The organism is Nitrospina gracilis Nb-211 (genome assembly GCF_021845525.1).
Classification (GTDB): Bacteria; Nitrospinota; Nitrospinia; order Nitrospinales; family Nitrospinaceae; genus Nitrospina; species Nitrospina gracilis_A.
Map to the genome: position 1 here is coordinate 1,210,333 of NZ_JAKJKD010000001.1, position 25,637 is coordinate 1,235,969.

A 25,637-nucleotide genomic window follows, 5' to 3' on the forward strand; every position below is an offset into this window, starting at 1 on the left:
TCTGATACAAAAAAAGCGGGCTGGAAGCCCGCCATCAATGCAGACCGCTCAATTTGTGTAAATTTTAACCGAAATTCGGCGGGGCTTGCAAGATAAATTCATGAAATGGAAGGGCGGGACGGAAAATCAGAGGTCCGAAAGGAGCGCCGGAATTTTTTCCAGGATGGCGGGGAAGGGGTGGTTCGCCGAATCGCCGGTCCGGCGGGTTTTGAGTTCGACCTCACCCTGTTCCAGGTTTTTGGGGCCGATCACCAGTTGCAGGGGGAAGCCGATCAATTCGGCGTCCTTGAACTTGACGCCCAGCCGGTCCGCACGGTCGTCCAGCAACACCTCCACACCCAACTCGGTGAGGCGGCGGTAGGCGGTGTCGGCGGCTTCTTTCACCTTCTCGTCGGAATAATTGGTGGGCAGGACCACCACCTGGAACGGAGCCAGGGGCGCGGGCCAGATGATGCCCTTGTCGTCGTGGTTCTGCTCGATGGCCGCCGCGGCGGTGCGCCCGACGCCGATGCCGTAGCACCCCATGACCAGCGTTTTCTCCTTGCCGTTCTCGTCGAGGAACCCGGCTTTCATCGCCGTGCTGTACTTGGTGCCAAGGATGAAAATGTGCCCCACCTCGATGCCGCGCCGGATCTGGTACGTCCCGCCGTCGCAGTGCGGACAGGCGTCGCCTTCCTCCACCGTGCGTAGGTCGCCGACCTGTTCGACCTTGAGGTCGCGGCCGAACTGCACGCCGGTGAAGTGCGCGTCGGGTTTGTTCGCACCGGTGACGAAATCCTGCATGGCCGCCACCTCATGATCGGCGTACACCGGAATCGGCAGGTTGACCGGCCCGACGTAGCCCACGGGCAGTCCGGTTTTTTCCTTGATCAACTCTTCGCTCGCCGGGTGCAGCCATTCGCAGTCAATCAGGTTCTTCAGTTTGATCGGGTTGAGCTGGCGGTCGCCGCGCACCAGTCCGGCAACGAGGCCCTTCTCGTTTTCGAGGATGAGCGTCTTCACCAGCTTCTGCGGTGGTACTTTGAGGAATGCCGTCACCGCTTCGATGGTTTTTTGTCCGGGCGTCGAGACCTCGGCGAGCGTTTCCGTGCCGTCGGTCCCTGCGCCGTTTGCGGGCGGGCGGGCGGCGGCCTTTTCCAGGTTCGAGGCGTAGCCGCAGGCATCGCAGAACACCACGGCGTCTTCGCCGGAGGACGCCAGCACCATGAACTCGTGCGAGAAACTGCCGCCGATGGTGCCGCTGTCGGCTTCCACCATTTTGAAATCGAGCCCGCACCGCTTGAACACGTTGTTATACGCGGTCTTCATGTCTTCATAGGTTTTCTGCACGTCCTGCTCGTCGGCATGAAAGCTGTAGGCGTCTTTCATGGTGAACTCGCGTCCGCGCATGACGCCGAAACGCGGCCGCACCTCGTCGCGGAATTTGGTCTGGATCTGGTACAGCACCAAGGGAAGCTGGCGGTAGGAGCGCACCTCGCGGCGCACGATGTCGGTGATGACTTCCTCGTGCGTCGGGCCGTAGCAGAATTTGCGGTCGTGGCGGTCGATGATGCGGAGCAGTTCCTTGCCGTAAAAATCCCAGCGGCCGCTTTCCTGCCACAACTCCGCCGGCTGGATGCTGGGCAGAAACACTTCCTGCCCGCCGATGGCGTTCATCTCTTCGCGGATGATCTGTTCCACCTTGCGCAAAACGCGCAGGCCGAGCGGCAGGATGGAATAGATGCCGCTGGCAAGCTGGCGGATCATCCCGGCGCGCACCATCAGTTTGTGGCTGATGACTTCCGCGTCGGACGGAGCTTCTTTAAGAGTGGGGATCAGTAACTGCGAATAGCGCATGCGTGTTCTCGTCGGTTGGTTTCAGACCGGCAAAACCGGTTGAGGGATGATAAGCAACCTGCCGAATAAGTCAAGAGGTGGGAATCTGCGGCGCATCGGAGGCGGTGGAGACGAACAGCTCGTTGGCCAGTTCGATGTCCTGCGGGAAATGAATTTCCAGCCAGCCTTTGTGGATCTCCAGGTAATGCACGTTGAAGCCGCGGTCGATCATCTCCTGCACGAGGTCGGTGAGGCGGAACTTGGAGACGTCTTCCGCCTCCTGGATCTGGCCCCGCAGGTTCTGCCGCACGTCGTGATAGGTTTCGAGAAACTGCTCGGCGCCGGTTTTGGTGAACTTGGCCAGGCCGATGAACTCGTGCGTTGCCAGCGCGGGGTCGATCTTCTTGCCGATCTTGCCGATGGTGTTCTGGTAATCGAAGTTGATGGCGCGCCTGCTGGGGTTTCTCTTATTGCGGCTGATGACGTAATCGGTCGCCTTGCCGTCCACCTGGTCGAGGTACTGGATGGAGTTGTCCACCACCAGCACGATGTCTTCGCGCGAGGCCAGCAGTTTGGCGAACACGCCGTACTCGACCAGAATGTCGGAGTACAGCATGATGAAGCCGTTGGACATCTTACTCTCGGCGGCGAGGATGCTGTCGAGTTCCGTGTTCTTTTCGTAGTCCGGCGCTTCAACGAAGCTCACGCCCTCCGCCTGCATCTTGTCTTTGCCGTAACCGGTGACTACGGTGATGTCGGTGAGGCGGTTGATGTTGAGCGATTTGATCTGGCGGGCGAGCAGGGTTTTGCCGGCGATGTCGACCATCGCTTTCGGCGTGTCGCCGATGACCGGCTCCAGATCCGGGGCGCGGCCCGCCGCCGGAATGATGACCGGCGTGTTCTTGTTGGACTCGTCGAGGCGGTCTTTTTCTTTCACGTCGAGGAAGCCCACCGCATCGAAAATATCGCGCAAAGGCGCGCACATGGGATCGGCTTCGAACGAACGCTGGTTGAGCAGAATGGTGCGCGCGGTTTCGAGCATCGACTTGTACGCCGTGCGCAACAGGTGATTGGCGTAGATGACGATGTGAAAACCGGACTTCTTGAGTTCGTCCTCGACGATGTTGTTGTACGTGGTCGGCACGCAGATGAGCGGTTTGTCCATCTCCAACTCGGCCAATAGGCTGCGGTAACGTTTTGCGAATTCGAGAATCTCCGACGGGTCTTTCGATTTGGAATGGATCATGATGCCGTCGGCCCCGGCTTCGAGATAGGCACGGGCGCGGTCGAGGGCGTCGTCGAGGCCCAGTCCCGCGATTAGGCTTTCCAGCCGGGCGATGATCATGAAGTCGTCGGTCATCTGCACCGCCTTGCCGCGCTTGATCTTGTAGGCGAACGCCTGCGGCTCCTGCAGGGTCTGCGTGGTGCCTGCCTCCAGGCTGTTGCGTTTCGGGAACACCTTGTCCTCGATGATGACGGCGGAGACGCCCGCGCGTTCCAGCTTCGATACGGTGTATTCGAACATGTTGGGGTCGCCGCCGGTGTCGCCGTCCACGATCATCGGTTTTTTGGTGACGGCGAGGATTTCCTGGATGGTGTGCAGGCGCGAGTCGAAGCTGATGACCTCGATATCCGGATGGCCCTTGGAAGCGGAGTCGGTGAGACTGCTTTCCCAGATGGCGTCGAATTCGCGGATCACCTGGTTGCCGTCCACGTCCTGTCCTTCGATGCGGGCGTTGTCGGCGATGATGCCGCTCAGTCCATTGTGGGCTTCGATGGCGCGGACCAGTTGGCCCTGTGCGAGCATGTGTTTCAGCTTGCCGCGCCGTTCTTCCGGCAGGGTTTTGTTCAAAAGGGTCATGGCGATGGGAATTCCTGATCCGGGCCGCCCAGCTTTTCGCGGATCCAGCCTGGAACGTAAATGGTTTCCAGATCGAACGATTTCAACACGTTCAGAATGATTTCAATATGTTGAACCGGACTCAGCGTTTTGTCCAGCACAATCAGGTCCCGGCCGTGGACTTTGCAGTGGCCGCTGGCTACGGGGTATTCGGTATCATCGAGCCGCGTGACCTGGATTTCGATATTCAGTTTCTGCGTGACGGCGTGCAGGTCGTCCAGGCGCTGTCGCGTGAGAGCATCGTCGGGTTCGGCTGGCGGCATGGGCGCACCGGGTTTAGAGTCATTTCATGATGCGCATGATGTCGTTGTAGAACGCGAAGATCATGAGGAAGAGGATCATGAACAGCCCCACCTGCGCCGCGCGCTCGCGGCTCCGCTCGCTGACCGGTTTGCCCTTGATGATCTCGATCAGGAAAAACAGGATGTGGCCGCCGTCGAGAATGGGGATCGGGAACAGGTTGATGAGGCCGAGGTTGATGCTGAGAAGCGCGGTGAGCCGGATGATCTGGTTGAATCCCTGTTCCGCCTGCTGGCCGTAAAACTGGAAGATCATGATGGGCCCGCCGATGTTCTCCGCCGACACCGAGCCGAAGATCATCTTCTTCACGCTGACGGCGATGAGGTAGGTGAGCTTCCACGTCTCCTCGACCGACCGCCAGATGGAACCCATGAGCCCGTACTGCTCGACTTCCATTTCGCCCTGCAGGGCGACACCCAACTGACCTATGGTGATGTCCTTGCCGGTTTCATCCTTCATCTTCTCCGGTTTCGGCGTCAGCTTGAGATCGTAAGTCATGCCGTCTTCACGGAGCACGGTGACATCCAGTTCCTTGCCCGGATGATCCATGGCGGCGGTCTTGAGGTCCTGCCAGCCGCGAATGGGCGTGTTGTTGATCTCCAGCAGGACGTCGCCTTTCTGGATGCCGGCTTTATCCGCGGCCGATCCTTCCTCCACATCCGCGATGCGCCGCACCAGCGGCGTGATGCCGATGAGGCCGACGGTTTCCTTTTCGCCCCACAGGTTGACAATCTCTTCCGAAACCGGGGTGATGGTTTTTTCGACGAGGGATTCGCCGTTTTTTTCCACCACGAACTGCATGGGCTCGCCCGGCGCGTCGTGGACGATTTCCAACAGTTGATCCCAGAACCGGATTTCCTGTCCGTTGACCTCGACGATGCGGTCGCCGGTCTCGATGCCCGCCGCCAGCGCCGGGGAGTCGTCGCGCACCATGCCGACGGTGGTGCTCAAGGCGGGCACGCCGTTCATGTACACGATCACGTAAATGAGGATGGCGAACAGGATGTTGAACAGGGGGCCGCCGAAGGCGATGGCAATGCGGTGGTACACGTTGGCGTGGGAGAACGAACCCGTGGTGTCCGCCAGCTCCTCGCCGGGGTCTTCGCCCTTCATCTTCACGTAGCCGCCCAGCGGGATGGCGGCGATGAGGTATTCCGTGCCGCCCTGCTTGAAACCGACGATCTTCGGCCCGAAGCCGAGCGAGAATTTTTCGACGATGACACCGCACCGGCGCGCGATCAGGAAATGACCGAGTTCGTGCACGAATATGAGGGCGGCGAGGCCCAGGAGGAACACGAGCATGTCGACGCCGAAAGCGGCGACGGAATCCAGGGTAATGGCGGCGGCGTCAAACATGGTGGACGTTTCAGGGTTGTGCGGCAAGATCGATCAGTTCCACGCCCGGAGGCACCTCGAACTGAAACTGGGAATCGGAAATGCCGGGGTTATTTTCAATATCTGTAAACATCATTTGTGTCCGATTCCCCAATTTATCATACACACTCGATCCGACGATTTGAAAATTATTCTGGTTGGCCACAAGGAGCAGGCGGTCCAAACCCTGTTCTTCGGTTTTGGGAATCAGTTCCACCACGAGGTTGCCGTCTTCACGTTGAATTTCGCCTACATTGAATGATTCGGTGAGCTTGCCCTCGCCGGACAGGAACAGGGCGGGGGTGTTCGAGGAGTAGATGCTGTCCACCTTCATGCGCGTCACCTGCGACTCTTCCGGCAGGTACAGCCACAACAGTTTGTTGTTGCTGATGAGCACCTGCGGGTCCGGCGCGTTGTAGGTCCATTTCATCTTGCCCGGCTTTTTGATGAACACCTCTCCCCGCGCTTCCTGCGTCTGGTCCATCACTTTAAGGTAGGATTTCTGCACGAAGCGCGCCTGGAAAGATTGCGTCGCGTCGTACTTTTTCTGGATGGCGGCGATGATGTCCTGCTTCGACTCCGCCATCAGAGGGGTGGCGAGAAGAAAAAACAGGGCGATGCCTGCGATGCTTTGAACGATGCGTTTCATGATTGCCTTTCGGGGCTCTTTGCGTGGACCACCCGGCGGTTTTCGATGCGCAGTTGGTTGTCCACGATCTGTTGGATGGCTTTGGGATAAATGACGTGTTCCTGTTCCAGAATGCGCGCGGACAGCGTTTCCGCCGTGTCGCCGTCTTCCACTGGCACCACCGCCTGCAGGATGATGGGGCCGCCGTCCACTTCTTCATTCACGTAGTGCACCGTGCATCCGGAAAACTTGACGCCGTAATCGATGGCCTTCTGTTGCACGTCGAGTCCGGGGAACGCGGGCAGGAGCGACGGGTGGATGTTGATAATGCGGTTCGGAAACGTCTCGAAAAACGGTTCGCGCACGATGCGCATGTACCCGGCGAGGCAGACGAGATCGACCGCCTTGCTTTGAAGGATTCTCACCAGTTCCGCATTGTACGCCTGCTTACCGGCGAAGGCCTTGGGATCGACAAATTGTGTTTCGATGCCGTGCTTCCTGCCGCGCTCCAGGGCTTGCGCATCCGGCTTGTCGCTCAGGATGATGGCGATTTCAGCGATCAGGCGTCCGCTTTCAATATGGTCGATGATGGCTTGCAGGTTGGTGCCGCGCCCGGAGGCGAGGACTCCCAGTTTGAATGCGTTCGGGCTCATGAAGTTTCGACAAGGAGTTGGCGGATCGCCGGTGAATACGGTTTGACTGCCAACAGATTACCACCAGCGGAAAAGAGGAATCAACGGCCTGCGCCGACCCCGCAGTAGGCCGCCTGGATCTGTTTGAGCAGACCGATGTTCTGCGTGTGCCCGGATTTATGCGCCTTGATGTAACCCCGCACCGGTTTGCCCAGCAGGTAGAAATCGCCGAGGATATCCAGAATCTTGTGGCGGGCGAATTCGTTTTCGTAACGCAGTTCGGTGTTGAGGACCTTCTTTTCGTCAAGCAGGATGAAGTTGTCCAGGTTGCCACCCGCGGCGAAGCCCATCTTCATCAGCATGGCCACGTCCTTCATGAACCCGAAGGTGCGCGCCGGAGCGATTTCCTTTTTGAACTGGTCCGAACCGGTGAAGTCGAACGTGTGATCCATCACGCCGATCGGTTCCGGGTACTCCATATGGTAGGACACCTTGAACCCGTCGTAAGGCTCGATGCTGATGTGCGCCTTGTTGGGATCGTCACCGAAGCTGAGTTTTTCCTTGATCACCAGCTCTTCGTAATAATCTTCCTGGTCCTCAAACTCCCCATCCTCGACCAACTGGCAGAAGTCTTTGGCCGAGCCGTCCATCACCGGCGCTTCGTCGCCGATCTTGATGAGCAGGTTGTTGATGCGGTACATGTGCAGGACCGCCATGATGTGCTCGATGGTGGACACCGACGTTGTTCCGCGGCGCAGGCAGGTGGCGTATTCCGTGGATTGCACGTTCTCCAGCCGGGCCGGGATGGTGGCACCGCTGGAGATGTCGCCGAAGATGATGCCGCTTCCCGGGGGCAGGGGTTGCATGATGAGCCCGGTCTTGATGCCGGAGTGCAACCCACTTCCGCACAGCACCACACTGCGTTTCAGGGTTTTCTGCCTGAGGTGGCCCTTGCCGTTGCAATTGGCGGTGGCCGCCGCCGGGGCGGTCTGCATGCGCCGGATGGCGGGTGGCAGATGGTTGACGGTGATCTCGTCTTCCGGGTGCACCTTGCGGCTCAATTGTTCCAACACCAGGCGCATTTCTTTCAGGTTCTCCGGCCAGTCGTAGCGGCTCAGCACGTCCATCGCTTCCGGAGACACATGGTGCGCGGGAAGCTCGCCGCGTTCCGCTTGCTCTGCAAAGAAACGGGTGACGAGCGAGGGGATCATCGCCGCGTGTTCCTTGAGCGGCGGGATGTATACGGTGTTTTCTTTCAGTATGTCGTACAGATCGGCGTTGAACTCTCCCTTTTCCACCATGTCTTCCAGGTCGCGGTTGGTGGAAGCGAAAATACGCGACGGCAGGAGGTACGCGGAGACTTCCGCCGGGGCCTCCGGATTCAGGCATTCAGCCAGCCGCTCCTGTACCGGTGCGGCCAGGGCATCGATGTTCTTCATGTACACCACGCGGCGGCGCGACGGATGCGACCGCGACGGAAGCCGCTTGCGGCCCTTGGTCTTGCCGCTGTTTTCCTGCGCAAACAGTTCGGACTTGATCTGGTTGGTGGGGCGCAGGCCGCAGTTCAGTTTCACAAACGGCATGTTGTTCTTCCGGCTTTGCTGGTGGATCGCCTGCGCGATGAACTCCTTGCCGGTTCCCGCCTCGCCCTGGATCAGTACCGGACGGCTGGAACGGGCATGTTGTTTGATGGTTTTCTTCACGTCCACCATCATCTGGAAACAGTGCGGCAGTTCGTGTTTCTGTGGGGCGTGTCCGTTGATACCGTTTTTCGATGTCTTCTGTGCCAGTGCCTTGCCCACCGACTGCACGATCTGGTTCAGAGAAAACGGTTTCTCGATGAAGTCGAACGCGCCCAGCTTGGTGGCATTGACGGCGGTGTCGATGGTGCCGTGGCCGGACATGACCAGCACTTCGATCTCCGGGTAATACGTCTTCAGCGTGCGCAGGACCTCGATGCCGTCCATGCCCGGAATCCAGATGTCGAGCAGAATGAGGTCCGGCGGATCGTTCTGCACGATCTCCAGCGCGTCCAGCCCGTCGTCGGCGGTTGCGATTTCATAACCCTCGTCGGCGAGGATTTCCTGCAGGGAACCGACTATATTTTTTTCGTCATCGACGATCAACACACGTTCTTTATTAGCCAACAGTCTTCTCCGTTTTGCAATTCAGCGAAATTGAAAATCAGGGCGCCAGAGCGGCGGAAGCGGGTTCGGGCTCCGCGACCTCGGCACATTTGATGAAGTCCATATAATAAATCGGTTTGCCCGCGTTCAAAAAATTCCGTTCATATTTGGTGCGGGGCGTGTCCTCCCGCGACGTGGCGTAACCTTTGTCCGGGTGACGGTTTTGCAGAGATGCCTCGGCGTTGAGGAATTCGATCATCTCCTGAAAGTAATCCTCGTGATCCGTTGCCAGCCTCAGCGATCCTTCCATTTTCAGTTTGCGCGACAGGGTGGCGATGAATGGCGGCTTCAGCAGACGCCGCTTGTGGTGCCGTTTCTTCGGCCACGGGTCCGGGAAGTTGATGTAGATTTCATCCAGCTCGCCGTCCCGGAAAATACCGGGTATGCGTTCCTTGGCGTCGCCGTATGCCAGCCGCACGTTGGAAATCTGCAGGCGGTCGAGGCGCGTGATCACTTTGCGGATGCCTTTGTGGTAAAAGTCCATCGCCACAAAGTTGCTGTTCGGTTCGCGTACGGCCATGTCGATGAGAAAATTGCCGTTGCCAAACCCGATTTCCAGTTTGAGAGGCTTGTCGTTGCCGAACGCCTGGCGCCAGTCCGGCCATTCCGCAATGTCCAGAAAATACGGGTGCGCCTGAACCTTCTCGAAAGGTAAATAATTTTTGGCCATGTTTTGAGTTCAGGGGGTCAATGACCCGAATTGTTGATGGTGTCGTGAATGGTGGTCACCTGGAGCACTTCGAATTCCAGTTGCTTGCCATTAAAGTTCAACTCCACGTCGTCGCCTTCCATCTTTCCCAGCAGGGCCTTGCCGAGCGGCGAGGCGAGGGAAATTTTGCCCTTTTCCGGATCCACTTCCTCCGGAAACACCAGGTTGAAGGTTTTTTCTTCACCGGAGTCGAGGTCCTTCAAGAGCATCATGCTTCCCAGTCCGGAGCGGTCCTTGGGAATGCGGTTGATGTCGATGGACACGATGTCGCTGATGCGCTTCTGCAATTGCGAGACGCGGGATTCGAGAAACATCTGCCGCTCCTTGGCGGCTTTGTATTCGGCGTTTTCGCTGAGGTCGCCCATGTCGGTGGCGACTTTGAGGGCTTTGGGAATGTCCACTTCCAATTCCCGTTTGCTGTCCATTAAAGCTTTTTCGAGTTTGTCAATGATCGGCAATCGCATGAATATAAACCCATTGATAAGTCAGGGGAGTCAGTTATTGAGTGTGGCCGGGGCGGGCCGCCAGTTCCTTATAATAAAAGCATCTTCCTGTCCTTGTCCACGGAGTTTTTCCCGCAGGCGGATGGCGTCCTCGTATTCGGGAGCTTCCCCGACGAGCACCTGGTACCAGGGCCGGCCGTTGCGGTCCACGGGCCGCACTTCGCCGCCGTACTGGCGGGAGAGCCGTTCCGCCGATTGCCGGTTTTCAAACAGCCCCAGTTGAATGCTGTAAAAAACCCGGCCCGGCCCGCTGGCCAGCGTGACTTTGGGGCCCTCGGCCGTCCCCGATTCCAGCACCGTCAGCCGCACCCGTGCCGTGCCTTGCTCTGCCATGCCCAGCATTTGCGCGGCCTTGTAGCTGAGGTCGATGATGCGGTCGCCCACGAAGGGCCCGCGGTCGTTGATGCGGACGGTCACTTCCTTTCCATTTTCCAGATTGGTCACGCGGACGCGGGAATGAAACGGCAGGGTTTTGTGCGCCGCTGTCAGGGAATGCATATTATACACTTCTTTATTGGATGTTGCCTGGCCGTGAAACGGGTCTCCGTACCAGGAGGCGGTTCCTTCCTGCGAAAACCCGTCGGCGCGGTCCAGCGGCTGATACACCTTGCCGTCCACATCGTAAGGCATGGTTTCGTCCAGGCTAGTCTCTTCAGAAATAGTTGATTTGATTTGCTTTACACTTGAGCTGGTGAATTCTGTCCGTTCCAGGGCCGGGGTCAGGCCACCCCGTTCCCCTCCAGAGCCGAGCGCCGGGGTCAGGTTGTGTGTGCAGGCGGAGGCTCCCACCACCATCAACAAAAGGACCAGCTTGTTTGTGAAATGCGTGTGTCGTCGGATTGGCATAGGGTGATCCTGTCAATAAAAGCGTTGGCTTGAGCCGGGAACCGGGCGAAACCCGGCAACCGTTGGGGAAGGAGCCGGGTGCGTGCTTGAGCACTTTTTTGTAACTTATTCAAAGTCAATTGGTTATGGGAAAAACCCCTTCGATTGTATGGGTTTGGGAGGGGCGGGTCAACCCCAATCTGGTGTGTTCGGCACCCGATCTGTATTCCCATAAATCATTGACAGGTTTGGAGAAACCAGTGACAATCATTAGGCGGAACCCCCTTTTGCTGCCACATTGGTTGGCTAACTGATTGCATATCAACAATTTTTTGAATATTTCTTCACATGCGGGAACAAATTCTGGAAACCATCCAGGAGAAGAAGAATATCCCTCCCTTGCCGGATATCCTGCACCGGCTGGAGGCTAAAATTGGCAGTCCGAAAAGCCAGATCAGCGACATCGCCATCCTCATTGAAACCGAGCCCATTCTGTCCGGGCGGTTGATCCAGCTTTCCAACAGCGTGATTTTTGGCGGGACCAGTTTCAAGGTGGACCGGCTTCCCGACGCCATCATCCGGCTCGGCCTGAAGATGATCCTCGACCTGGCCTACACGCTGGAGTTGCCCAAGCTGTTCCAGGGGAAAAGCGTTATCAGTCAAAAGAAATTCTGGCAACATTCCCTGGCGGTGGCTATTTTGTCGCGCCTGCTGGGGGAGAATTTAAAGAAGCTGAATTGCGATCCCGACCCGTGTTACCTTTCCGGCCTGATGCACGACATCGGGATCATGGTCTTCAGCTTTGTGGTGCCGAAGGAATACGACGCCTTCCTCAAGGAGGTGCGCGGCATCAACAAGCCTTTGCACTTACTGGAACAAAAGCGATTCGGCATCGCCCATCCGGAACTGGGCGCGGAGTTCATAAGGAAATGGTGGCCGATTCCCTCCAACGTCACCCTTGCCGTGGAAAAGCATTTCCTCCACCTATCGGAAAAAGGAAGAAAGTTTCCCACTCTCCTGAGCGTCATCATGGCCAACAGCATCGCCAACCATCACGGAATGGACCACGGGATATCCGCCTACAAGGAGGACTTGGACCGTGCTTTCCTTCAGGCTTATGGATTGACCCCCAACCTGCTGGATGAGATGATCGACAAAACCCGCGACAGTCTGCATATGGCGCAGGAAGTGCTTTATAAATGAATCCAATCCTTTATAATTAAAAGCTCGTTCCAGCCGGGGCGACATCAAAGGTACGCGGCGGACCCTGCGGTCTGGGGCACGGCGTTCAATCCAACCCTGATTTCGGAAACGGTTTTCCAAGTAACGCACCATGTCAGCAGACCAATTTCAAGTCACCTTCCGGGGTGTTCGCGGATCATTGCCTTCCCCGTTGTTGAGTCACCATATCGAGGAAAAAATCCTGAAGGCCCTGGAGATGGCCAGGCCGGAAGATTTGCAGGATGAAGCCAGCCGCCGGAATTTCGTGGACACGCTTCCTGAACACGTCCGCGGCTGTTACGGCGGCAACTCGGCCTGCGTGCAACTGGAAGTGGGCGGCAAGAACCTGGTGTTCGATTGCGGCACCGGCCTGCGGGTCCTCGGCCTGGATTTGATGGAACGTGAGTTTCAAAAAGGCAGGGGCGAGGTGAACATCTTCCTGTCGCACACGCACTGGGACCACATCATGGGTCTGCCGTTCTTTCTGCCGCTGTTCACCAAGGGCAACCGCATCCGGTTCTACGGCGTGCACAAGGACATCGGGGAACGGCTCATGAACCAGCAGGACCCACGCTACTTTCCGGTGGCGTTCAGTTCCTTCACCGCCGATGTCGAAGTGCTCACCCTTGACGGAAAGCAAAGCGTCGTGCTGGGTGATGAGGCGGACCCGATCACCGTCACTTGGAAGGAAATGGATCACCCGGGAATGAGTTTTTCCTACCGCGTGGAGTACCGGGGGAAGTCCGTGGTGTACGCCACCGATGCGGAATACAAAAAACTGTCGCCGGATAGTCTCAAACCCACCATCGATTTTTTCCGGGATGCGGACCTGTTGGTCTTCGACTCGCAGTACACCTTCATTGAGGGTGTGGAGAAAGAGGACTGGGGGCACAGCTCGACGTTCATCGGCGTGGACATCGCTCTGGAGGCGAGCGTGCGCAACCTTGCGTTCTATCACCACGAACCCACTTACAGCGATTTCAAGCTGGTCAACATCCTCGACAAAACCCGCAAGTACCTGGCCGCGATTGGCGGCGAATCCCCCCTGAACTGCTTCCTCGCCCGCGAGGGAAAAACCTTCGACCTGCTGGCGGAGTGATTCCAGGTCATGCGGTACGGCCCGCTCTTCCTCTGCGCCTGGCGGGTTAGGCATTGACCGGGAGGAGCGCCGATGGCCGACCCAAACCGTTTCCGATTTTCCATAGACCGCGGCGGCACCTTCACCGACGTGTACGCAGAAGTCCCCGGCGAGCCGGGATACCGCGTGGCCAAACTGTTGTCGGAGGACCCGGACCACTATGCCGATGCGCCGGTCGAGGGCATCCGCCGGGTGCTGGAGGAGGTGCTGGGCACGCCCCTGCCGAGGGAAGGGTTCGATGCGTCCGCCGTCGAGTGGGTGCGCATGGGCACGACAGTGGCGACCAACGCGCTTTTGGAACGTAAGGGCGCGAGGACGGCGCTGGTCATCACGAAGGGGTTTGCCGATGCGCTGGCCATTGGCAAGCAGAACCGGCCAAACCTGTTCGAACTCGCCATTCCCACGCCGCAACCACTTTACTCCGCAGTGCTTGAAATCGACGAACGCCTGCGCCTGCTCAAACCGGAAGAGATCGACCGCACTCCCCACGCCGTCCTGTGTCCTTCCGGCGACGCGGTGGAGGTGCTGATGGCACCCGACTGGGATCAGGTTCGTTCCGATCTGCGACGCCTCAAGGACGAGGGCATCGAAAGCCTTGCCGTGGTCCTGCTCCACGCCTACGCCTACGACGCGCACGAAAAACAAATCGAGCAGTTGGCGCGCGAGATCGGCTTTGGCCACGTGTCGGTGTCGTCGGCCACCATGCCGCGCATCAAGCTGGTGGAACGCGGCCAGACCACGGTGGTGGACGCGGCGCTCACACCGCACATCCGGCGTTACCTCGAAGGCTTCCGCGCACGCTTTCAGAACCCCAGGGCGGATCTGCTGTTCATGCAGTCGGACGGGGGGCTCGTCGGTGCCGACCAGTTCAAAGGCTCGAACGCGATTTTAAGCGGACCCGCCGGCGGCGTGGTGGGCTACGCGGCGACGGGGTTCGATCCCAACCAACCGCAACCGCTCATCGGTTTCGACATGGGCGGCACCTCCACCGACGTGTCGCGCTTCGACGGCCACTACGACTGGGTGCAGGAAACGGAGATCGCGGGCGTGCACCTGATGGCGCCGCAGTTGGATATCCGCACGGTGGCGGCGGGCGGCGGCTCACGCCTGTTCTTCCAGAACGGCATGCTGGCGGTGGGGCCGGAATCTTCTGGCGCGCATCCGGGGCCGGTCTGCTACAGAAAAGGCGGCCACCTGTCGCTCACCGACGCCAACCTGTTTCTGGGCAGGCTGGTGCCGGAGTTTTTCCCTCGCATCTTCGGTCCCGAACATAACGAACCGCTCGACACGGACGCCACGCGCCGCGCCTTCGAATCACTGGCTCAAGACATCAACGTCGAACAAAAACAACGCGGCGAGCCGCCGTTGAGTCTGGAAGCCATCGCGCTGGGCTTTGTCGAGGTGGCGAACGAAACCATGGCGCGGCCCATCCGCGAACTCTCCATCGCCCGCGGCCACGACGTACGCACCCATGTGCTCGCCTGTTTCGGCGGCGCCGGGGGACAGCACGCCTGCGCCATCGCGCGCTCGCTCGGCATCCGCCGCATCCTCGTCCACCGCTTCGCGGGCATCCTCTCGGCTTACGGACTGGCACTCGCCGACGTAGTGGTGGAAAAAGAAGAACCGGCGTCGTGGGTATGGGGTTCGGATAGCAGGCTCAAGTGGGAACCGCGCCTCGCGGCGTTGCGCGAACAGGCCGAAGATGCCTTGCAGGCGGAAGGATTCGATCGCGCCTCCATCGAGGTGCAGGAATTTCTGAGTCTGCGCTATGAGGGGACGGACCATGCCGTTATGGTTTGGCGTCCTTCAGGCGACGACTTCGCCGCCCCGTTCCGCGCGCTGTACCGGCGCGAGTACGGGTTTGAGCTGGAAGGGCGCGCTATTCTCATCGACGGTCTGCGTGTGCGCGGCATCGGCAAAACGTCCCGTCCGGACGTGCCGCCGCTCGCTTCCAAAGAAGCGCTCACTTCACCTGCCGCTCATACGGATTGTTACTTCAAAGACGGCTGGCAAAAGACGCCGGTGTTCCGGCTGGATGGGATGGGGGCGGAAGAGGAGATTGCGGGTCCGGCGATCCTGCTCAACGACACGTCCACCCTTCTGGTGGAACCGGACTGCACGGCGCGCATCACGGTCACCGGCGATGTGGAAATCGAGGTCGGAGCCGCCTCGGATACGAAAACGGACACGCGCTGGGATCCGGTCCAGCTTGCCTTGTTCAGCAACCGCTTCATGTCGATCGCCGAGCAGATGGGGCACACCCTGCAACGCACGGCGGTGTCCACCAACATCAAGGAGCGGCAGGACTTTTCCTGCGCGGTGTTCGATCCGCAGGGCGGGCTCGTCGCCAACGCGCCGCACCAGCCGGTGCACCTGGGGTCGATGGGCGAGGCGGTGCGCGCGCAGATCCGCCTCCACGGCGACGCCATGCAGGACGGCGACGTGTTTCTGTCGAACCATCCACGGGCGGGCGGCACGCACCTGCCGGACATGACGGTCATCACTCCCGTATTCGAAGACGGACGCGCCGTGTTTTTTGTCGCCAGCCGCGGGCACCATGCCGACATCGGCGGCAGTACGCCGGGGTCGATGCCCGCCTTCTCCACGCGCATCGAGGAAGAAGGCGCGGCGGTCGAATCGTTTCACCTGGTGAAAGACGGCGTGTTTCAGGAAGAGGCGCTCAAGGCATTGCTCACCACGCCGCCGGACATCCCGGGTTATGAAAACCCCGGCGCGCTTTCCGGCACGCGCGCGCTGGCGGACAATGTGTCCGACCTCAAAGCGCAAATCGCCGCCAATCGGCGGGGCATCGATCTCCTCCGTTCGCTAATGAAAGAATACTCGCTGGACGTGGTGCATGCGTACATGGGCTACATCCAGCAGAGCGCGGAGATGGCGGTGCGCGACGTGTTGAAAGAGTTGTACCGGAAACATGGCGGACGGCCGCTGGCGGCGGAAGACCGGATGGACGACGGCACGCCGATTGCCTTACGGATCCGGCTGGACGAAGACGGCGGTGCGGTGTTCGATTTCACTGGTACGGGGAAGGAGGTGGCGGGCAACTGCAATGCGCCGCTGGCGGTGACCTACTCGGCGGTGCTCTACTGCCTGCGTTGTCTGGTGCGCCGCGATATCCCGCTCAACCAGGGATGCCTCAACCCGGTGCGATTCGTCATCCCGGAGGGATCGATCCTGAATCCCTCCAAACACGCGGCGGTGGCGGCGGGCAATGTGCTGACCTCGCAACGTGTGGTGGACGTGGTGCTGAAAGCGTTCGGTGCGGCGGCGGCCTCGCAGGGGTGCATGAACAATCTCACCTTCGGCAGTGAACGCTTCGGTTATTACGAGACCGTCGGCGGCGGTGCGGGGGCGGGACTGGGCTGGCACGGCCGCTCCGGCGTGCACACGCACATGACCAACACGCGCATCACCGATCCCGAGGTGCTGGAGAAACGCTATCCCGTACTGCTTCGCGAGTTCTCCATCCGCAAACAATCGGGCGGGGCGGGGCAGTACCGGGGAGGCGACGGACTCGTCCGCGAGCTCGAGTTTTTAGAACCATTGCAGGTGACTTTGCTGTGCGAACGCCGCGTGCACGCGCCGTTTGGATTGAACGGCGGTGGCTCTGCCGAACGCGGGATCAACCTGCTCCTCCGCAAAGACGGCAGGGAAGATAACCTCGGCGGCAAGAATGAAGTCCGCGTCCAACCCGGCGACCGCCTGCGCCTGCTCACTCCCGGCGGGGGCGGGTACGGCGAACCGGGGACGTGATCCCCGGCGTCCTTCATCCCTGTTTGAACACGTCGTCGAGGTCGGTGTGGGCGATGTGGTTGGCGTAGTTGGTGATGGTTTTGAGCGCGATGATGCCGACGATCTCGAACACCTGGCGGCGGTCGATGCCCCAGTCCTCGAACTCTTTCAGGTCGTCGGCACTCAGCCGGCCTTTTTTCTCCAGCGTGTGGAACGTGGCGTCCACCAGATGCTGGTCGCGCTCGTTTTTGAGCGGCGTTTTGTTTTTGACCGCCTCGATGTCTCCGTGGCTCGCTCCCGCTTTTTTCGCCACCATGCCGTGCGCCGCCTTGCAGTAACCGCAACCGTTGTAAGTAGACACCGCAAGAATGACCATTTGCTTCTCGCGCTCGTCGAGCACGGTGTCGTTCATGATCTTCGTGCCGCTCAGGTACAGGTCCAATGTCTCCGGGCTGACTGCCAGTTCTTTTAAAACATTGGGCACGAAGCCGAATCCTTTTTCCGCTTCGTCGAGGAGTTCCTGTGCTTTGGTGGTGACTTTTTCCATGACGCCTCCCTGTATTGCAGGTGAACATAGGATTTCATAAAGCTGTTCCGCCTGAAACCCGACTTTGGCAGTTGGTAGGGCGCCGGGCCGAAAACTTACAGATCGTTTTTTTATTTCTGCATGCTGAGCACGACCTTGTTTTCGGAGAAGGCGGACTCGATGGCGGCTTGAGCGTTGGCGAGCGGTTGTAAAGAAGTGATGAGCGACCGGAGCCGATCCTGGTGTCGGGCGAGGATTTCGACGGCGGGCGCGAAGGGACCGCAACGCGAACCCTGCACGCACAGCTCATCGACCACCAGCTTGGTCATGTCCAGCCCTTCGGCGGGCAGGCCGCAGGTGGTTTTTGCGGAGATGGTGCCCTGCGGCCGGACCAGTCCCAGCGCCTGCGCGAAGCCTTCCGGCCGGCCGGTGGCGTCGACCACGATGTCCGCGCCCAGCCCGTCCGTCATGCTGTGGATCACATCGCGGGCGTTTTCCGGCGGGCAGGCGAGCGACGCGCCGAACTGGAGCGCGCGGTCGCGTTTGTCCCGGCTTCGCGAGACGGCGACCACCTCCAGGTTGTGCACCACCGAGGCGACGAACACGATGAGGATGCCGAGGCGGCCGGGTCCCAATACCACCACCACGTCGTTTTTATTGGGCGGCGTCATGACAAAGGTCTGCAGTGCCGCCGCCAAAGGTTCAATGAGGGTCGCGGCGACGGGGTCGACGCCGTCCGGAATGGCGTGAAGCGTTCCTGCGGGCACCACCACTTCATCGGCGAAGGCGCCGTCCCTGGAGATGATGCCGGTGACGGTACGCCTCTGGCAGTGGCTGGGCATGTTGCGCTGACAGGCGCGGCAGGGCGTGGGCGATCCGTAAGCGGTGCAGGTGTTGTTGATCTCGGCAGTGACGCGTTGTCCCTTCCACGCCGGGTCCACGTTGTCGCCGGTGGCGGTGACGGTGCCGACGAATTCGTGACCACACACCAGGGGCAGGGGGACCGGATAATCGCCGGAAAAGAGCGCGAGGTCCGTGCCGCAGACGCCTGCATGCTCGACGCCGATCACCACTTCTCCTTCACCGGCCGTGGCCTGCGGACGGTCCTGCAATTCGATCGTTCGGGGTGAAATCAATGTGGCGGCGCGGGGCATGATGCGGCCTCCGGTTGCGGGGTGGTCAATCGACGGTTACTTTTTTTTCTTTTTCTTCTGCTTCTGTTTCCATACGAGAAGCCAGTGCTGGATGAGGCGCAGTTTCTGCGACCCGGTGAACTTGCGGCGCTTGAACTTCGGCGTCTGCTCGTATTGCAGGCGTGCGATGACCGTCGGCGCGACGGCTTCCTCTATCACCGCGCCGCGTTGCGCGTGTTCCAGTTTCTTGGAATCGCACACCTCGCGGAACGCCACCATGGTGCGGCAGTCCAGCGGCCGGTTCTCGTGAATGGCGCAACTCTGGTCCTCTTCCAGAAACGGGCAGGGCTGGTTGATGACCATGGTGTACCAGTCCACCTTGTCCGGGTCGATGCCAGACTCCAGCGTCTTCTCCACCTTGTGTATGCTTTTCCCGGCGCGCTCGATGACGTCGTTAAGGTCGATGCCTTTTCTTCGCGCGGCGTTCACCATCTCTTCCCATTCCAGCTCGGTGATCATGACGCCGGTGTGACAGCAGTGGGCGCATCCTTTCTGACAGGTGAGAGGCGGCGCTTTTTCTTCATAAGCGCGATCGAGGATCTTCCACAGCGCCTGGATGGGTGGAATCTTTTCCTGCTTCGCCAGCGCTTTCGCGCCTTCCAGCAGGTGTTCGTAAGCGTACTGGATTTCCGCCTCGGCGTACTTCTGCTGGATGTAACGGCGCAGGTCTTCCGGGTCGGTCATGCCGTAAAGATAAATGCCATTGTGGTCGGCGAACTGGGTGGTCATCGTGCGGTCCCCGTGGTTGCGTTATGCCTTCAAGATACCATTCGGGACCGAAGCGGGGCAACCGGTGAAGTGGGTCATGAAAAACGGGAGAGGACGCCTAGCCTTTTTTCTGCTTGGCGATGTATTTCATCTGAAGCTCGTAGATCAACTGCTCCAGCAGTTTCTGTTCCTCGTGGTCGAGGTTGTTCTGCGTTTTCGCCTTGAGCATGGTGAGGATATCGATGGTCTGCTGGACCGCGGGCAGGTTTTCCTGCACCTGGCCGGTCATGGGATCGGGGATGTCGCCCAGGTAATAGAAAGCGGACGAGGTGAGTGACAGCACGAAAGTGGAAAAGTTGATTTCCATTTGCCCCGCCTGACCGTGTGCGTGCGTGTCCTCCTGCTCGGCATGCTTTTGAGCCTGTTTCTCCTGCTCTTTCTTGATTTCCTGTTCCTGTTGCTGGTTATCTTGTTCCGACAGGTGGGAGGACCGGCGATCCTGGAAACTGAAACTGCTTTTTTCCTTTTCTTCTTCGTCTTTGCTCATGGCAAAACCCCTGAGAAACGGTTTGAAGGCACCAGGCTGTAAGGTTGGGCCAAACGGGCGCGACCCATTTTGGGAACTGGACCCACGGGCTTTTCCCTAATAAATTTAAAACATAGCAATATGGCGGATTCATGTCAAAACAAAGCTGGTGTGTTGTTGCGGCGGGTGCGTTTTGCTATCATCTCAGGACTATGGCATACCGATTACTCGCATTGGCGATCATTCTGTTTCTTCTCCAGGCCTGCACCCCGCGCCAGATGGTTCTCCGCATGGCGTCCCCTCTGTTTGAAGGACAGGCAGCGGCCCTCAACGAAGAGCCCGACCCCAAGTTGGCTGAAAGCGCCATTCCCGCCAGTCTCAAGATGCTGGAAGGGCTGGTGAAGGCCGATCCCGAAAACGCCTCGTATCATCGCAAACTGGCGGAAGGTTTCTGCGGTTACGCCTTCAGCTTTATCGAGGGTAAGGACAACCGCCGTGCTTCCAACCTGTATCTGCGCGGACGCGACCACGCCGTGCGGTCGCTCGTCCTGAGCGGTGCGCCGGAAAACCTGACGCAACTGCCGCCGGACGAGTTCAAGGCGGCGTTGCAGGGACTGGACCGGGAACAGCTCTCCGGCCTGTTCTGGACGGGCCAGTGCTGGGGGGCGTGGCTGATGTTCAACCTGACAGACATGGAAGCCCTCGTGGCATTCCCGAAGGTGGAAGCGGCCATGCGTCAGGTGCTGGAGTGGGACGAGACATACTATCACGCTGGACCGCATTTGTTTTTCGGTGGATTTTACGGCGCGCGTTCGCCCATGCTGGGCGGCAGGCCGGAGCAGGCGCGGCAACATTTTGAGCGCGCGCTTGAATTAACGGAGCGCAAATATCTCATCATTCAGGTGATGTACGCCAAAACGCTGGCGGTGCAGACGCAGGACAAGGAACTGTTCACTAAACTTTTGAATGAAGTGGTCGAGGCACCGGAGGGCGCGCCCCCCGACCAGCGTCTCGCCAACGAAGTGGCGCGTCTGAAAGCGAAACAACTTCTGGAGGATGTGGATGTTCTTTTCTAATCGAAACGACGGCAATGCAAACTCCCCAGCGCCCCGCACGAAACGTACGCGGTTTCTGTGCGTCGCCTGCGGCATTCTGGCGTCCCTGTTGTTTGCGCTGGTGATGTGGACCGTAGAGGCCACGCCGGTTCACGCCCAGACCTTCATCAAATTATCCACGCTGGCGCCGGAAGGGTCGTCGTGGATGAACCGCATGAATGAACTGGCGGCGGAAGTGGAGAAGGCGACGAACGGCGAGGTGGCCTTCAAGTTTTATCCGGGCGGCGTGTCGGGTGACGAAATCGACGTCATCCGCAAGATGCGCATCGGCCAGGTGCACGCCGCGGGCTTCACCGGCGTGGGGCTGGGAGAAATCCTGCCGGAGGTGCGCGTGCTTGACTTGCCGTTTCTGTTTGAGAACGACAGGGAAATCGAACACGTCTATGACCGCATGACGGATTATTTCTCCGAACAGTTCGAGAAGGAAGGCTACATTCTGCTTGGCTGGGTGCCGGTCGGCTGGGTTCATTTCTTTTCGCAGAAACCGATCGAACAGGTCGGCGACCTGCACGATAAAAAAGCCTGGATGTGGGAAGGCGATCCGCTGGTGCAGGAAACCTACAAGCACCTGGACGTCACGCCGCTTCCCATGTCCGTCACCGATGTCCTGCTTTCGTTGCAGACCGGTATGCTGGACACTATTTACAGTTCGCCTGTGGGCGCGCTGGCCTTGCAGTGGTATACGAAAGTGGGTTACATGTCGGAACTGAGCATGGCCAATGCCACCGGTGGGGTACTCATGTCCAAACGCCAGTTTCGCAAACTGTCCGTCCCGCATCAGAAAGCGGTGCGGGAGATCAGTGCCAGACATCTGAAAAAGCTGGTTCAGCAGGTGCAGAAGGACAACGATAAGGCCATTGAGGTGATGAAGAAAAACGGGCTGAAGGTGGTGCCCATGCCCTTGGATGCCGAGCGGCAGAAGTTTTTTGAAGTCGGAGAGAAAGTGCGGAAAGGCCTTGTCGGCAAACTGTTCGATCAGAAATTGCTGGACATGGTCCTCGGCCACCTCAACGAAATCCGCTCCTGACCTTATTTCAACCCATCAGCCTGGCCGCCGCCCATTGCGCCAGCGCTTCACGACGGATCTTGGCGTTGTGACGGATGTCCACGGGAAATGCGGGATGAAACAGCACCGCGCCGATGGACTTCGTCGCCGCGTGGCCCGCGCCCAGCGCCAGAAGTTCCGCAAGCAGACGGGTCTTCACCGTCGGGTCTTTTGCGGATTCCGGATCATGAAGTTCGACGATGATGACCGGAACCTGCTGACCTCCCTCACCCACACCCACCAGCGCCGAACGCTTCACCTGCGGGTGGCGGTTGAACACGGCTTCGCACACGATGGTGAACAGGGGCCCTTCATTCGTCAGCACACGGTGACTCTTCCTGCCGCAGAACCACAAACGTCCCTGTTCATCCAGATAGCCGACATCGCCCATGCGGTGCCAGGTGCGGTCGCCGTCCTTGATTTTTGATTGGCGGTTGGCCTTGTCCAGCGCCACATACTCACGTGTGACCCAGGGCCCCGTGACTGCGATCTCGCCGATACAGCCGGCGGGTGCTTCCAGCGAGGCGTTCCATTCTGGAATGGGATCGTCGGTGATATTGAGGATTTTCAGCTCCACTCCTTCCACCGGCTTGCCGACGCAGGTGCCCGCGCCTTCCTGCGTGCGCGGCCAGGTTTCGTCCACCACTTCGCGGCGCTCGATCGAACACACCGGCAGGGCTTCCGTCGCACCGTAGGGTGTATGCACTTTCGCATCATGATTTAAAATACGGTCAAAGCGTTCCAGCAGGGAACCCGGCACCGGCGCCCCCGCAATCAGGACGCGCTTCAGCGAATCCAGTTTCTTGCCGTGTTCGATGCAATACCGCGTCACCGTGTCCCACAGCGCGGGCGAGCCGAAACTGCTGGTGATGTTGAATTGTTTTATGGGGCCGAGGATGTTTTCCGGGTTCACCTTTGCCGGGCGGGTGGGGTCCATGTCCGGCAGAATGCAGGTCATGCCGAGGCCCACACCGAACAGGCCGAATAACGGGAACGTCGGCAGGTCCACTTCGCCGACCGAGATCCCATAGAGTTGTTTGATTTTGTCCACCTGCAGGGCAAACATGCGGTGCGTGTAGAGCACGCCCTTGGGCGGCCCCGTACTGCCGCTGGTGAACAGGATCGCCGCCGCGTCGTCCGGCTGGGTCGCGACGGGAACGGGATCGCGCCGTCCGAACGCTCGCACGGAGCGGAGCGTGAAGCCTCCCCAGAACCAGCGTCGGCCCACGGTGACCAGACGCTCCACGGAGCGGAAACGTTTTCTGTAAGTCAGGCGGGCGAGGTGCGCCTTGGGCACGCCGATGAACCCGGTCGGCGCGACATTTTCGATGCCGGTCAGCACCTGCTTGCGGTCGAGGCCGGGATCGATCAGTACCGGCACCGCGCCAATGCGGAACAGCGCGAAGGTGAGCGTGACGAATTCGATGCCGAACGGCACCATCACCAGCACCCGGTCTCCGTGGACGAATCCGGTGCGGCGCAATCCGTCGGCCAGCCGGTGCGTTTCCCGTTGCAGTTGGTGGAAGGTGATTCTGCGGCAACTGTTGGCGCGCGGCATCACCATCGCGTCGCGGTTGGGGATGGTCGCGGCCAGGTTGTCGAGCAGGCTGGCGATGTTTTCTACGGAGGGGGCGGTCATCTCACGCGTCCTCCAGGCCCAGCGCCGCTTTCACCAGGGGCAGGGTGACCTTTTGTTGGCGCGCCAGGGATTCGGCGTTGATGCGGGTGACGGCGTTCTTGATCGACGAAAAGTCGCGTGGCAGGCGTGTGAGCAGATAGTGCGTGATCTTGTCTGGAATCTCCAGCCCCATATCCTGTGCGAGTTTGGGCACCAGCCGCGCCGTGGTGGCATCGTCGATGGGACCGAGTTCGGCCGTCACGCCCCACTGGAAGCGCGAACTCAGATAGCGTTCCGTATCGGGCAGGCGGTTGGGCGGCGTGCGCCCGGCAAAGACGATGCGTTTGCCGCGTTCGCGCAGTGTGTTGTAAATCAGGTACAGTCTTTCCTGCGCCGCCGGATGTCCGGCGATGCGGTCCATGTCGTCCATCAGCAACAGGTCAACCGATTCCAGTGGAGCCAGTGCCGTTGCGGCGGATTCTTCCCCCGCGGCGACGGTGGTGAGGAAATCGTCGCAGTGTACATAGAGGGCCGACTGCGTTTCCGAGGCGAGATTGCCGGTGGCCATCAGCAGGTGGGTTTTGCCGAGGCCCGTGGCACCGGCGATGAACAGGCTCTGGGCAGGAATGGCTTCCGGCAGGGCAAACTGCCGCGCCGTGGTCCACGCAAACTCGGACTCCCGGGAGACGATGAAGTTGTCGAAGGTGTATTCCGGATGAACGGGAAAGTTGAGAATGCGTTGTCGGCTGTTGGAATCCTGACGAGACATGGACCGGTTGCCTCAAGGTCCCGGAACCCCTCCGCAGAAAACGAATCGGGCGCGGGACCGCCTCATGAATGTAACCGCACCCGCCGGGATGCCGGGATGTTTATTTCGGGCCGATTTGGATTTCGATGTGCGTCTTGCCAAGGTGAGATGGCGTCACGCTGACGGTGCAGACCTGCCCCTTACGCTGGTAGAGCATGGTGCGCGTGTCGTGCTCCACGATCTGCAAAGGGGTCCAACCGTTCTGGACCATCTCCGTGCGGAAATAATCGACCACGTCCTCGGCCTTGTTCCAGACGGAGAATACCAGCCGTCCCACCTTGATGTTGCCGCTTCCCGATTCGTAGATAAACGTTTTGCCCCGGTCCAGCTCGATGCCTTTCGGAAGCGGGACATTGGGAAACTGCATGGCCACCGAAGGGGGCGGAGATTGTTCCGGTGCGGAGTCGCCGGTTTTTTTCGGAGTGTCCGCGCAACCGGAGAAACCAAACAGGGCGAAAATGAGAGCGGCGGCAACGGTGCGTTGGATCGATTCAGTCATTGGAATACATTAACCTCCCAAAATAAACGACGACCAGTCCCAGGATGATGATGACGAACCCCAATCCCCGAAGCACACCGTTTTCGATGGATGGAATTTTTTCTGCCAGGGCTTTGACTTGGTCCGGAAAACAGAAATAGGGGATGCCTTCAAAAATCATCATCAGTCCGATGGCGGTGAGGAACAGACTCATGGCGTGTTCACCGTGGGGAGTTCCTGTCTCGTCATGGTTGGGGCAAGGATGGGCGCCTCTCGTGCGTTGCGGATGCAAGGGGAGGCCGCCCCGATTTCAAAACGGTTGGCTATCAGGTTGCGGGTCTGTCGGGACATCCCCCGGAGATGCCCCGCCGATAGTCGTTTTTGATTATCTTTGATCCGCCGTCATGAGTCAATATGTAATTGAATCAATAGGATAAAACCGCCGGATTTTGAGTTGTAAATGCAGAAATGGACATTATATAATTTAGTGCAAGTCGATGATTTTTGACCAATCCTGAAACAGGTTTTTCCGGATTCCCGCATTCATCTGGGTTGAATGTTGCGGTCGATGTGCCCCCCTGAGAACGTACCAAGGATTGTTGACCGCAGGTTTTGATCACGCTTTTATCCGACAATGGG

23 protein-coding genes are annotated in these 25,637 nt (G+C 59.3%); 5 read left to right on the forward strand and 18 right to left on the reverse strand.

From position 1 onward, the window contains the following. Positions 1-126 precede the first annotated feature (126 nt). The 10 genes from J2S31_RS05730 to J2S31_RS14575 form a co-directional block, all read right to left on the reverse strand. Positions 127-1,836, reverse strand: coding sequence for a proline--tRNA ligase (locus tag J2S31_RS05730; RefSeq protein ID WP_237098107.1), 1,710 nt, complete (start codon positions 1,834-1,836; stop codon positions 127-129). 70 nt (positions 1,837-1,906) lie between these two features. After that, positions 1,907-3,676, reverse strand: a complete 1,770-nt coding sequence (gene aepX / locus J2S31_RS05735) for a phosphoenolpyruvate mutase (RefSeq protein ID WP_237098108.1) — start codon at positions 3,674-3,676, stop codon at positions 1,907-1,909. Then, a complete protein-coding gene (locus J2S31_RS05740; protein ID WP_237098109.1) occupies positions 3,673-3,978 on the reverse strand; it encodes a hypothetical protein in 306 nt (101 codons plus the stop codon). Before J2S31_RS05740 ends, aepX begins: the two co-directional genes overlap by 4 nt. Before the next feature lie 19 nt (positions 3,979-3,997). After that, positions 3,998-5,371 carry an RIP metalloprotease RseP gene (gene rseP / locus J2S31_RS05745; RefSeq protein WP_237098110.1) on the reverse strand — a complete coding sequence of 458 codons (1,374 nt, stop codon included), beginning with the start codon at positions 5,369-5,371 and terminating at the stop codon, positions 3,998-4,000. Between the two features lie 10 nt (positions 5,372-5,381). Next, positions 5,382-6,038: an outer membrane lipoprotein chaperone LolA gene (gene lolA, locus J2S31_RS05750; RefSeq protein ID WP_237098111.1), complete on the reverse strand. Its 657-nt coding sequence runs from the start codon at positions 6,036-6,038 to the stop codon at positions 5,382-5,384. Continuing rightward, positions 6,035-6,670, reverse strand: a complete 636-nt coding sequence (gene purN / locus J2S31_RS05755) for a phosphoribosylglycinamide formyltransferase (protein ID WP_237098112.1) — start codon at positions 6,668-6,670, stop codon at positions 6,035-6,037. The genes lolA and purN overlap by 4 nt, the downstream gene beginning before the upstream one ends. A gap of 80 nt (positions 6,671-6,750) precedes the next feature. Further along, positions 6,751-8,796, reverse strand: coding sequence for a UDP-3-O-acyl-N-acetylglucosamine deacetylase (lpxC, locus tag J2S31_RS05760; RefSeq protein ID WP_237098113.1), 2,046 nt, complete (start codon positions 8,794-8,796; stop codon positions 6,751-6,753). Between the two features lie 37 nt (positions 8,797-8,833). Continuing rightward, a complete protein-coding gene (gene trmB, locus J2S31_RS05765; RefSeq protein ID WP_237098114.1) occupies positions 8,834-9,505 on the reverse strand; it encodes a tRNA (guanosine(46)-N7)-methyltransferase TrmB in 672 nt (223 codons plus the stop codon). A gap of 17 nt (positions 9,506-9,522) precedes the next feature. Beyond that, a complete protein-coding gene (locus J2S31_RS05770; protein ID WP_237098115.1) occupies positions 9,523-10,008 on the reverse strand; it encodes a GreA/GreB family elongation factor in 486 nt (161 codons plus the stop codon). 30 nt (positions 10,009-10,038) lie between these two features. Next, entirely contained in the window at positions 10,039-10,893 is an 855-nt protein-coding gene (locus J2S31_RS14575) for a septal ring lytic transglycosylase RlpA family protein (protein ID WP_272908606.1), read from the reverse strand. A gap of 327 nt (positions 10,894-11,220) precedes the next feature. Between J2S31_RS14575 and J2S31_RS05785 the strand changes: the two genes are divergently transcribed. From J2S31_RS05785 to J2S31_RS05795, 3 genes are all read left to right on the forward strand, one after another. After that, the gene (locus J2S31_RS05785) at positions 11,221-12,075 is read left to right on the forward strand and encodes an HDOD domain-containing protein (protein WP_237098116.1); all 855 of its coding nucleotides are present in this window, start codon (positions 11,221-11,223) and stop codon (positions 12,073-12,075) included. Between the two features lie 178 nt (positions 12,076-12,253). After that, a complete protein-coding gene (locus J2S31_RS05790; RefSeq protein ID WP_237098117.1) occupies positions 12,254-13,192 on the forward strand; it encodes an MBL fold metallo-hydrolase in 939 nt (312 codons plus the stop codon). A 72-nt stretch (positions 13,193-13,264) separates the two neighbouring features. Further along, entirely contained in the window at positions 13,265-17,002 is a 3,738-nt protein-coding gene (locus J2S31_RS05795; RefSeq protein ID WP_237098118.1) for a hydantoinase B/oxoprolinase family protein, read from the forward strand. A gap of 13 nt (positions 17,003-17,015) precedes the next feature. On the opposite strand, the gene J2S31_RS05800 is transcribed toward J2S31_RS05795, so the two are convergent. From J2S31_RS05800 to J2S31_RS05815, 4 genes are all read right to left on the reverse strand, one after another. Beyond that, a complete protein-coding gene (locus tag J2S31_RS05800) occupies positions 17,016-17,528 on the reverse strand; it encodes a carboxymuconolactone decarboxylase family protein (RefSeq protein WP_237098119.1) in 513 nt (170 codons plus the stop codon). Positions 17,529-17,638: 110 nt separating this feature from the next. Next, positions 17,639-18,661 (reverse strand): alcohol dehydrogenase catalytic domain-containing protein, encoded by a 1,023-nt coding sequence (locus tag J2S31_RS05805; protein WP_237098120.1) that lies wholly within the window; start codon positions 18,659-18,661, stop codon positions 17,639-17,641. A gap of 36 nt (positions 18,662-18,697) precedes the next feature. Then, complete coding sequence (locus J2S31_RS05810) at positions 18,698-19,429, reverse strand: YkgJ family cysteine cluster protein (protein WP_237098121.1); 732 nt, start codon at positions 19,427-19,429, stop codon at positions 18,698-18,700. A gap of 97 nt (positions 19,430-19,526) precedes the next feature. Continuing rightward, positions 19,527-19,955, reverse strand: a complete 429-nt coding sequence (locus J2S31_RS05815) for a DUF1844 domain-containing protein (protein ID WP_237098122.1) — start codon at positions 19,953-19,955, stop codon at positions 19,527-19,529. A 191-nt stretch (positions 19,956-20,146) separates the two neighbouring features. On the opposite strand from J2S31_RS05815, the gene J2S31_RS05820 reads away from it, so the two are divergent. After that, positions 20,147-21,010 carry a TRAP transporter TatT component family protein gene (locus tag J2S31_RS05820; RefSeq protein ID WP_237098123.1) on the forward strand — a complete coding sequence of 288 codons (864 nt, stop codon included), beginning with the start codon at positions 20,147-20,149 and terminating at the stop codon, positions 21,008-21,010. Then, positions 20,997-22,076 carry a TRAP transporter substrate-binding protein gene (locus tag J2S31_RS05825; protein ID WP_237098124.1) on the forward strand — a complete coding sequence of 360 codons (1,080 nt, stop codon included), beginning with the start codon at positions 20,997-20,999 and terminating at the stop codon, positions 22,074-22,076. Before J2S31_RS05820 ends, J2S31_RS05825 begins: the two co-directional genes overlap by 14 nt. Before the next feature lie 7 nt (positions 22,077-22,083). On the opposite strand, the gene J2S31_RS05830 is transcribed toward J2S31_RS05825, so the two are convergent. From J2S31_RS05830 to J2S31_RS05845, 4 genes are all read right to left on the reverse strand, one after another. Continuing rightward, positions 22,084-23,733 (reverse strand): fatty acid CoA ligase family protein, encoded by a 1,650-nt coding sequence (locus J2S31_RS05830; protein ID WP_237098125.1) that lies wholly within the window; start codon positions 23,731-23,733, stop codon positions 22,084-22,086. 1 nt (position 23,734) lies between these two features. Continuing rightward, on the reverse strand, positions 23,735-24,481 hold the full coding sequence (locus J2S31_RS05835) for a DnaA/Hda family protein (RefSeq protein WP_237098126.1): 747 nt from the start codon (positions 24,479-24,481) through the stop codon (positions 23,735-23,737). 100 nt (positions 24,482-24,581) lie between these two features. Next, on the reverse strand, positions 24,582-25,019 hold the full coding sequence (locus J2S31_RS05840; RefSeq protein WP_237098127.1) for a hypothetical protein: 438 nt from the start codon (positions 25,017-25,019) through the stop codon (positions 24,582-24,584). Further along, the gene (locus J2S31_RS05845; RefSeq protein WP_237098128.1) at positions 25,012-25,212 is read right to left on the reverse strand and encodes a DUF2065 domain-containing protein; all 201 of its coding nucleotides are present in this window, start codon (positions 25,210-25,212) and stop codon (positions 25,012-25,014) included. The genes J2S31_RS05840 and J2S31_RS05845 overlap by 8 nt, the downstream gene beginning before the upstream one ends. Positions 25,213-25,637 lie beyond the last annotated feature (425 nt).

Coding starts and splice junctions, on each gene's coding strand:
- J2S31_RS05730 (WP_237098107.1), bottom strand. CDS start 1,836: ATGCGCTATTCGCAGTTACTGATCCCCACTCTTAAAGAAGCTCCGTCC.
- aepX (WP_237098108.1), bottom strand. CDS start 3,676: ATGACCCTTTTGAACAAAACCCTGCCGGAAGAACGGCGCGGCAAGCTG.
- J2S31_RS05740 (WP_237098109.1), bottom strand. CDS start 3,978: ATGCCGCCAGCCGAACCCGACGATGCTCTCACGCGACAGCGCCTGGAC.
- rseP (WP_237098110.1), bottom strand. CDS start 5,371: ATGTTTGACGCCGCCGCCATTACCCTGGATTCCGTCGCCGCTTTCGGC.
- lolA (WP_237098111.1), bottom strand. CDS start 6,038: ATGAAACGCATCGTTCAAAGCATCGCAGGCATCGCCCTGTTTTTTCTT.
- purN (WP_237098112.1), bottom strand. CDS start 6,670: ATGAGCCCGAACGCATTCAAACTGGGAGTCCTCGCCTCCGGGCGCGGC.
- trmB (WP_237098114.1), bottom strand. CDS start 9,505: ATGGCCAAAAATTATTTACCTTTCGAGAAGGTTCAGGCGCACCCGTAT.
- J2S31_RS05770 (WP_237098115.1), bottom strand. CDS start 10,008: ATGCGATTGCCGATCATTGACAAACTCGAAAAAGCTTTAATGGACAGC.
- J2S31_RS14575 (WP_272908606.1), bottom strand. CDS start 10,893: ATGCCAATCCGACGACACACGCATTTCACAAACAAGCTGGTCCTTTTG.
- J2S31_RS05785 (WP_237098116.1), top strand. CDS start 11,221: ATGCGGGAACAAATTCTGGAAACCATCCAGGAGAAGAAGAATATCCCT.
- J2S31_RS05795 (WP_237098118.1), top strand. CDS start 13,265: ATGGCCGACCCAAACCGTTTCCGATTTTCCATAGACCGCGGCGGCACC.
- J2S31_RS05800 (WP_237098119.1), bottom strand. CDS start 17,528: ATGGAAAAAGTCACCACCAAAGCACAGGAACTCCTCGACGAAGCGGAA.
- J2S31_RS05805 (WP_237098120.1), bottom strand. CDS start 18,661: ATGCCCCGCGCCGCCACATTGATTTCACCCCGAACGATCGAATTGCAG.
- J2S31_RS05810 (WP_237098121.1), bottom strand. CDS start 19,429: ATGACCACCCAGTTCGCCGACCACAATGGCATTTATCTTTACGGCATG.
- J2S31_RS05815 (WP_237098122.1), bottom strand. CDS start 19,955: ATGAGCAAAGACGAAGAAGAAAAGGAAAAAAGCAGTTTCAGTTTCCAG.
- J2S31_RS05820 (WP_237098123.1), top strand. CDS start 20,147: ATGGCATACCGATTACTCGCATTGGCGATCATTCTGTTTCTTCTCCAG.
- J2S31_RS05825 (WP_237098124.1), top strand. CDS start 20,997: ATGTTCTTTTCTAATCGAAACGACGGCAATGCAAACTCCCCAGCGCCC.
- J2S31_RS05830 (WP_237098125.1), bottom strand. CDS start 23,733: ATGACCGCCCCCTCCGTAGAAAACATCGCCAGCCTGCTCGACAACCTG.
- J2S31_RS05835 (WP_237098126.1), bottom strand. CDS start 24,481: ATGTCTCGTCAGGATTCCAACAGCCGACAACGCATTCTCAACTTTCCC.
- J2S31_RS05840 (WP_237098127.1), bottom strand. CDS start 25,019: ATGACTGAATCGATCCAACGCACCGTTGCCGCCGCTCTCATTTTCGCC.
- J2S31_RS05845 (WP_237098128.1), bottom strand. CDS start 25,212: ATGAGTCTGTTCCTCACCGCCATCGGACTGATGATGATTTTTGAAGGC.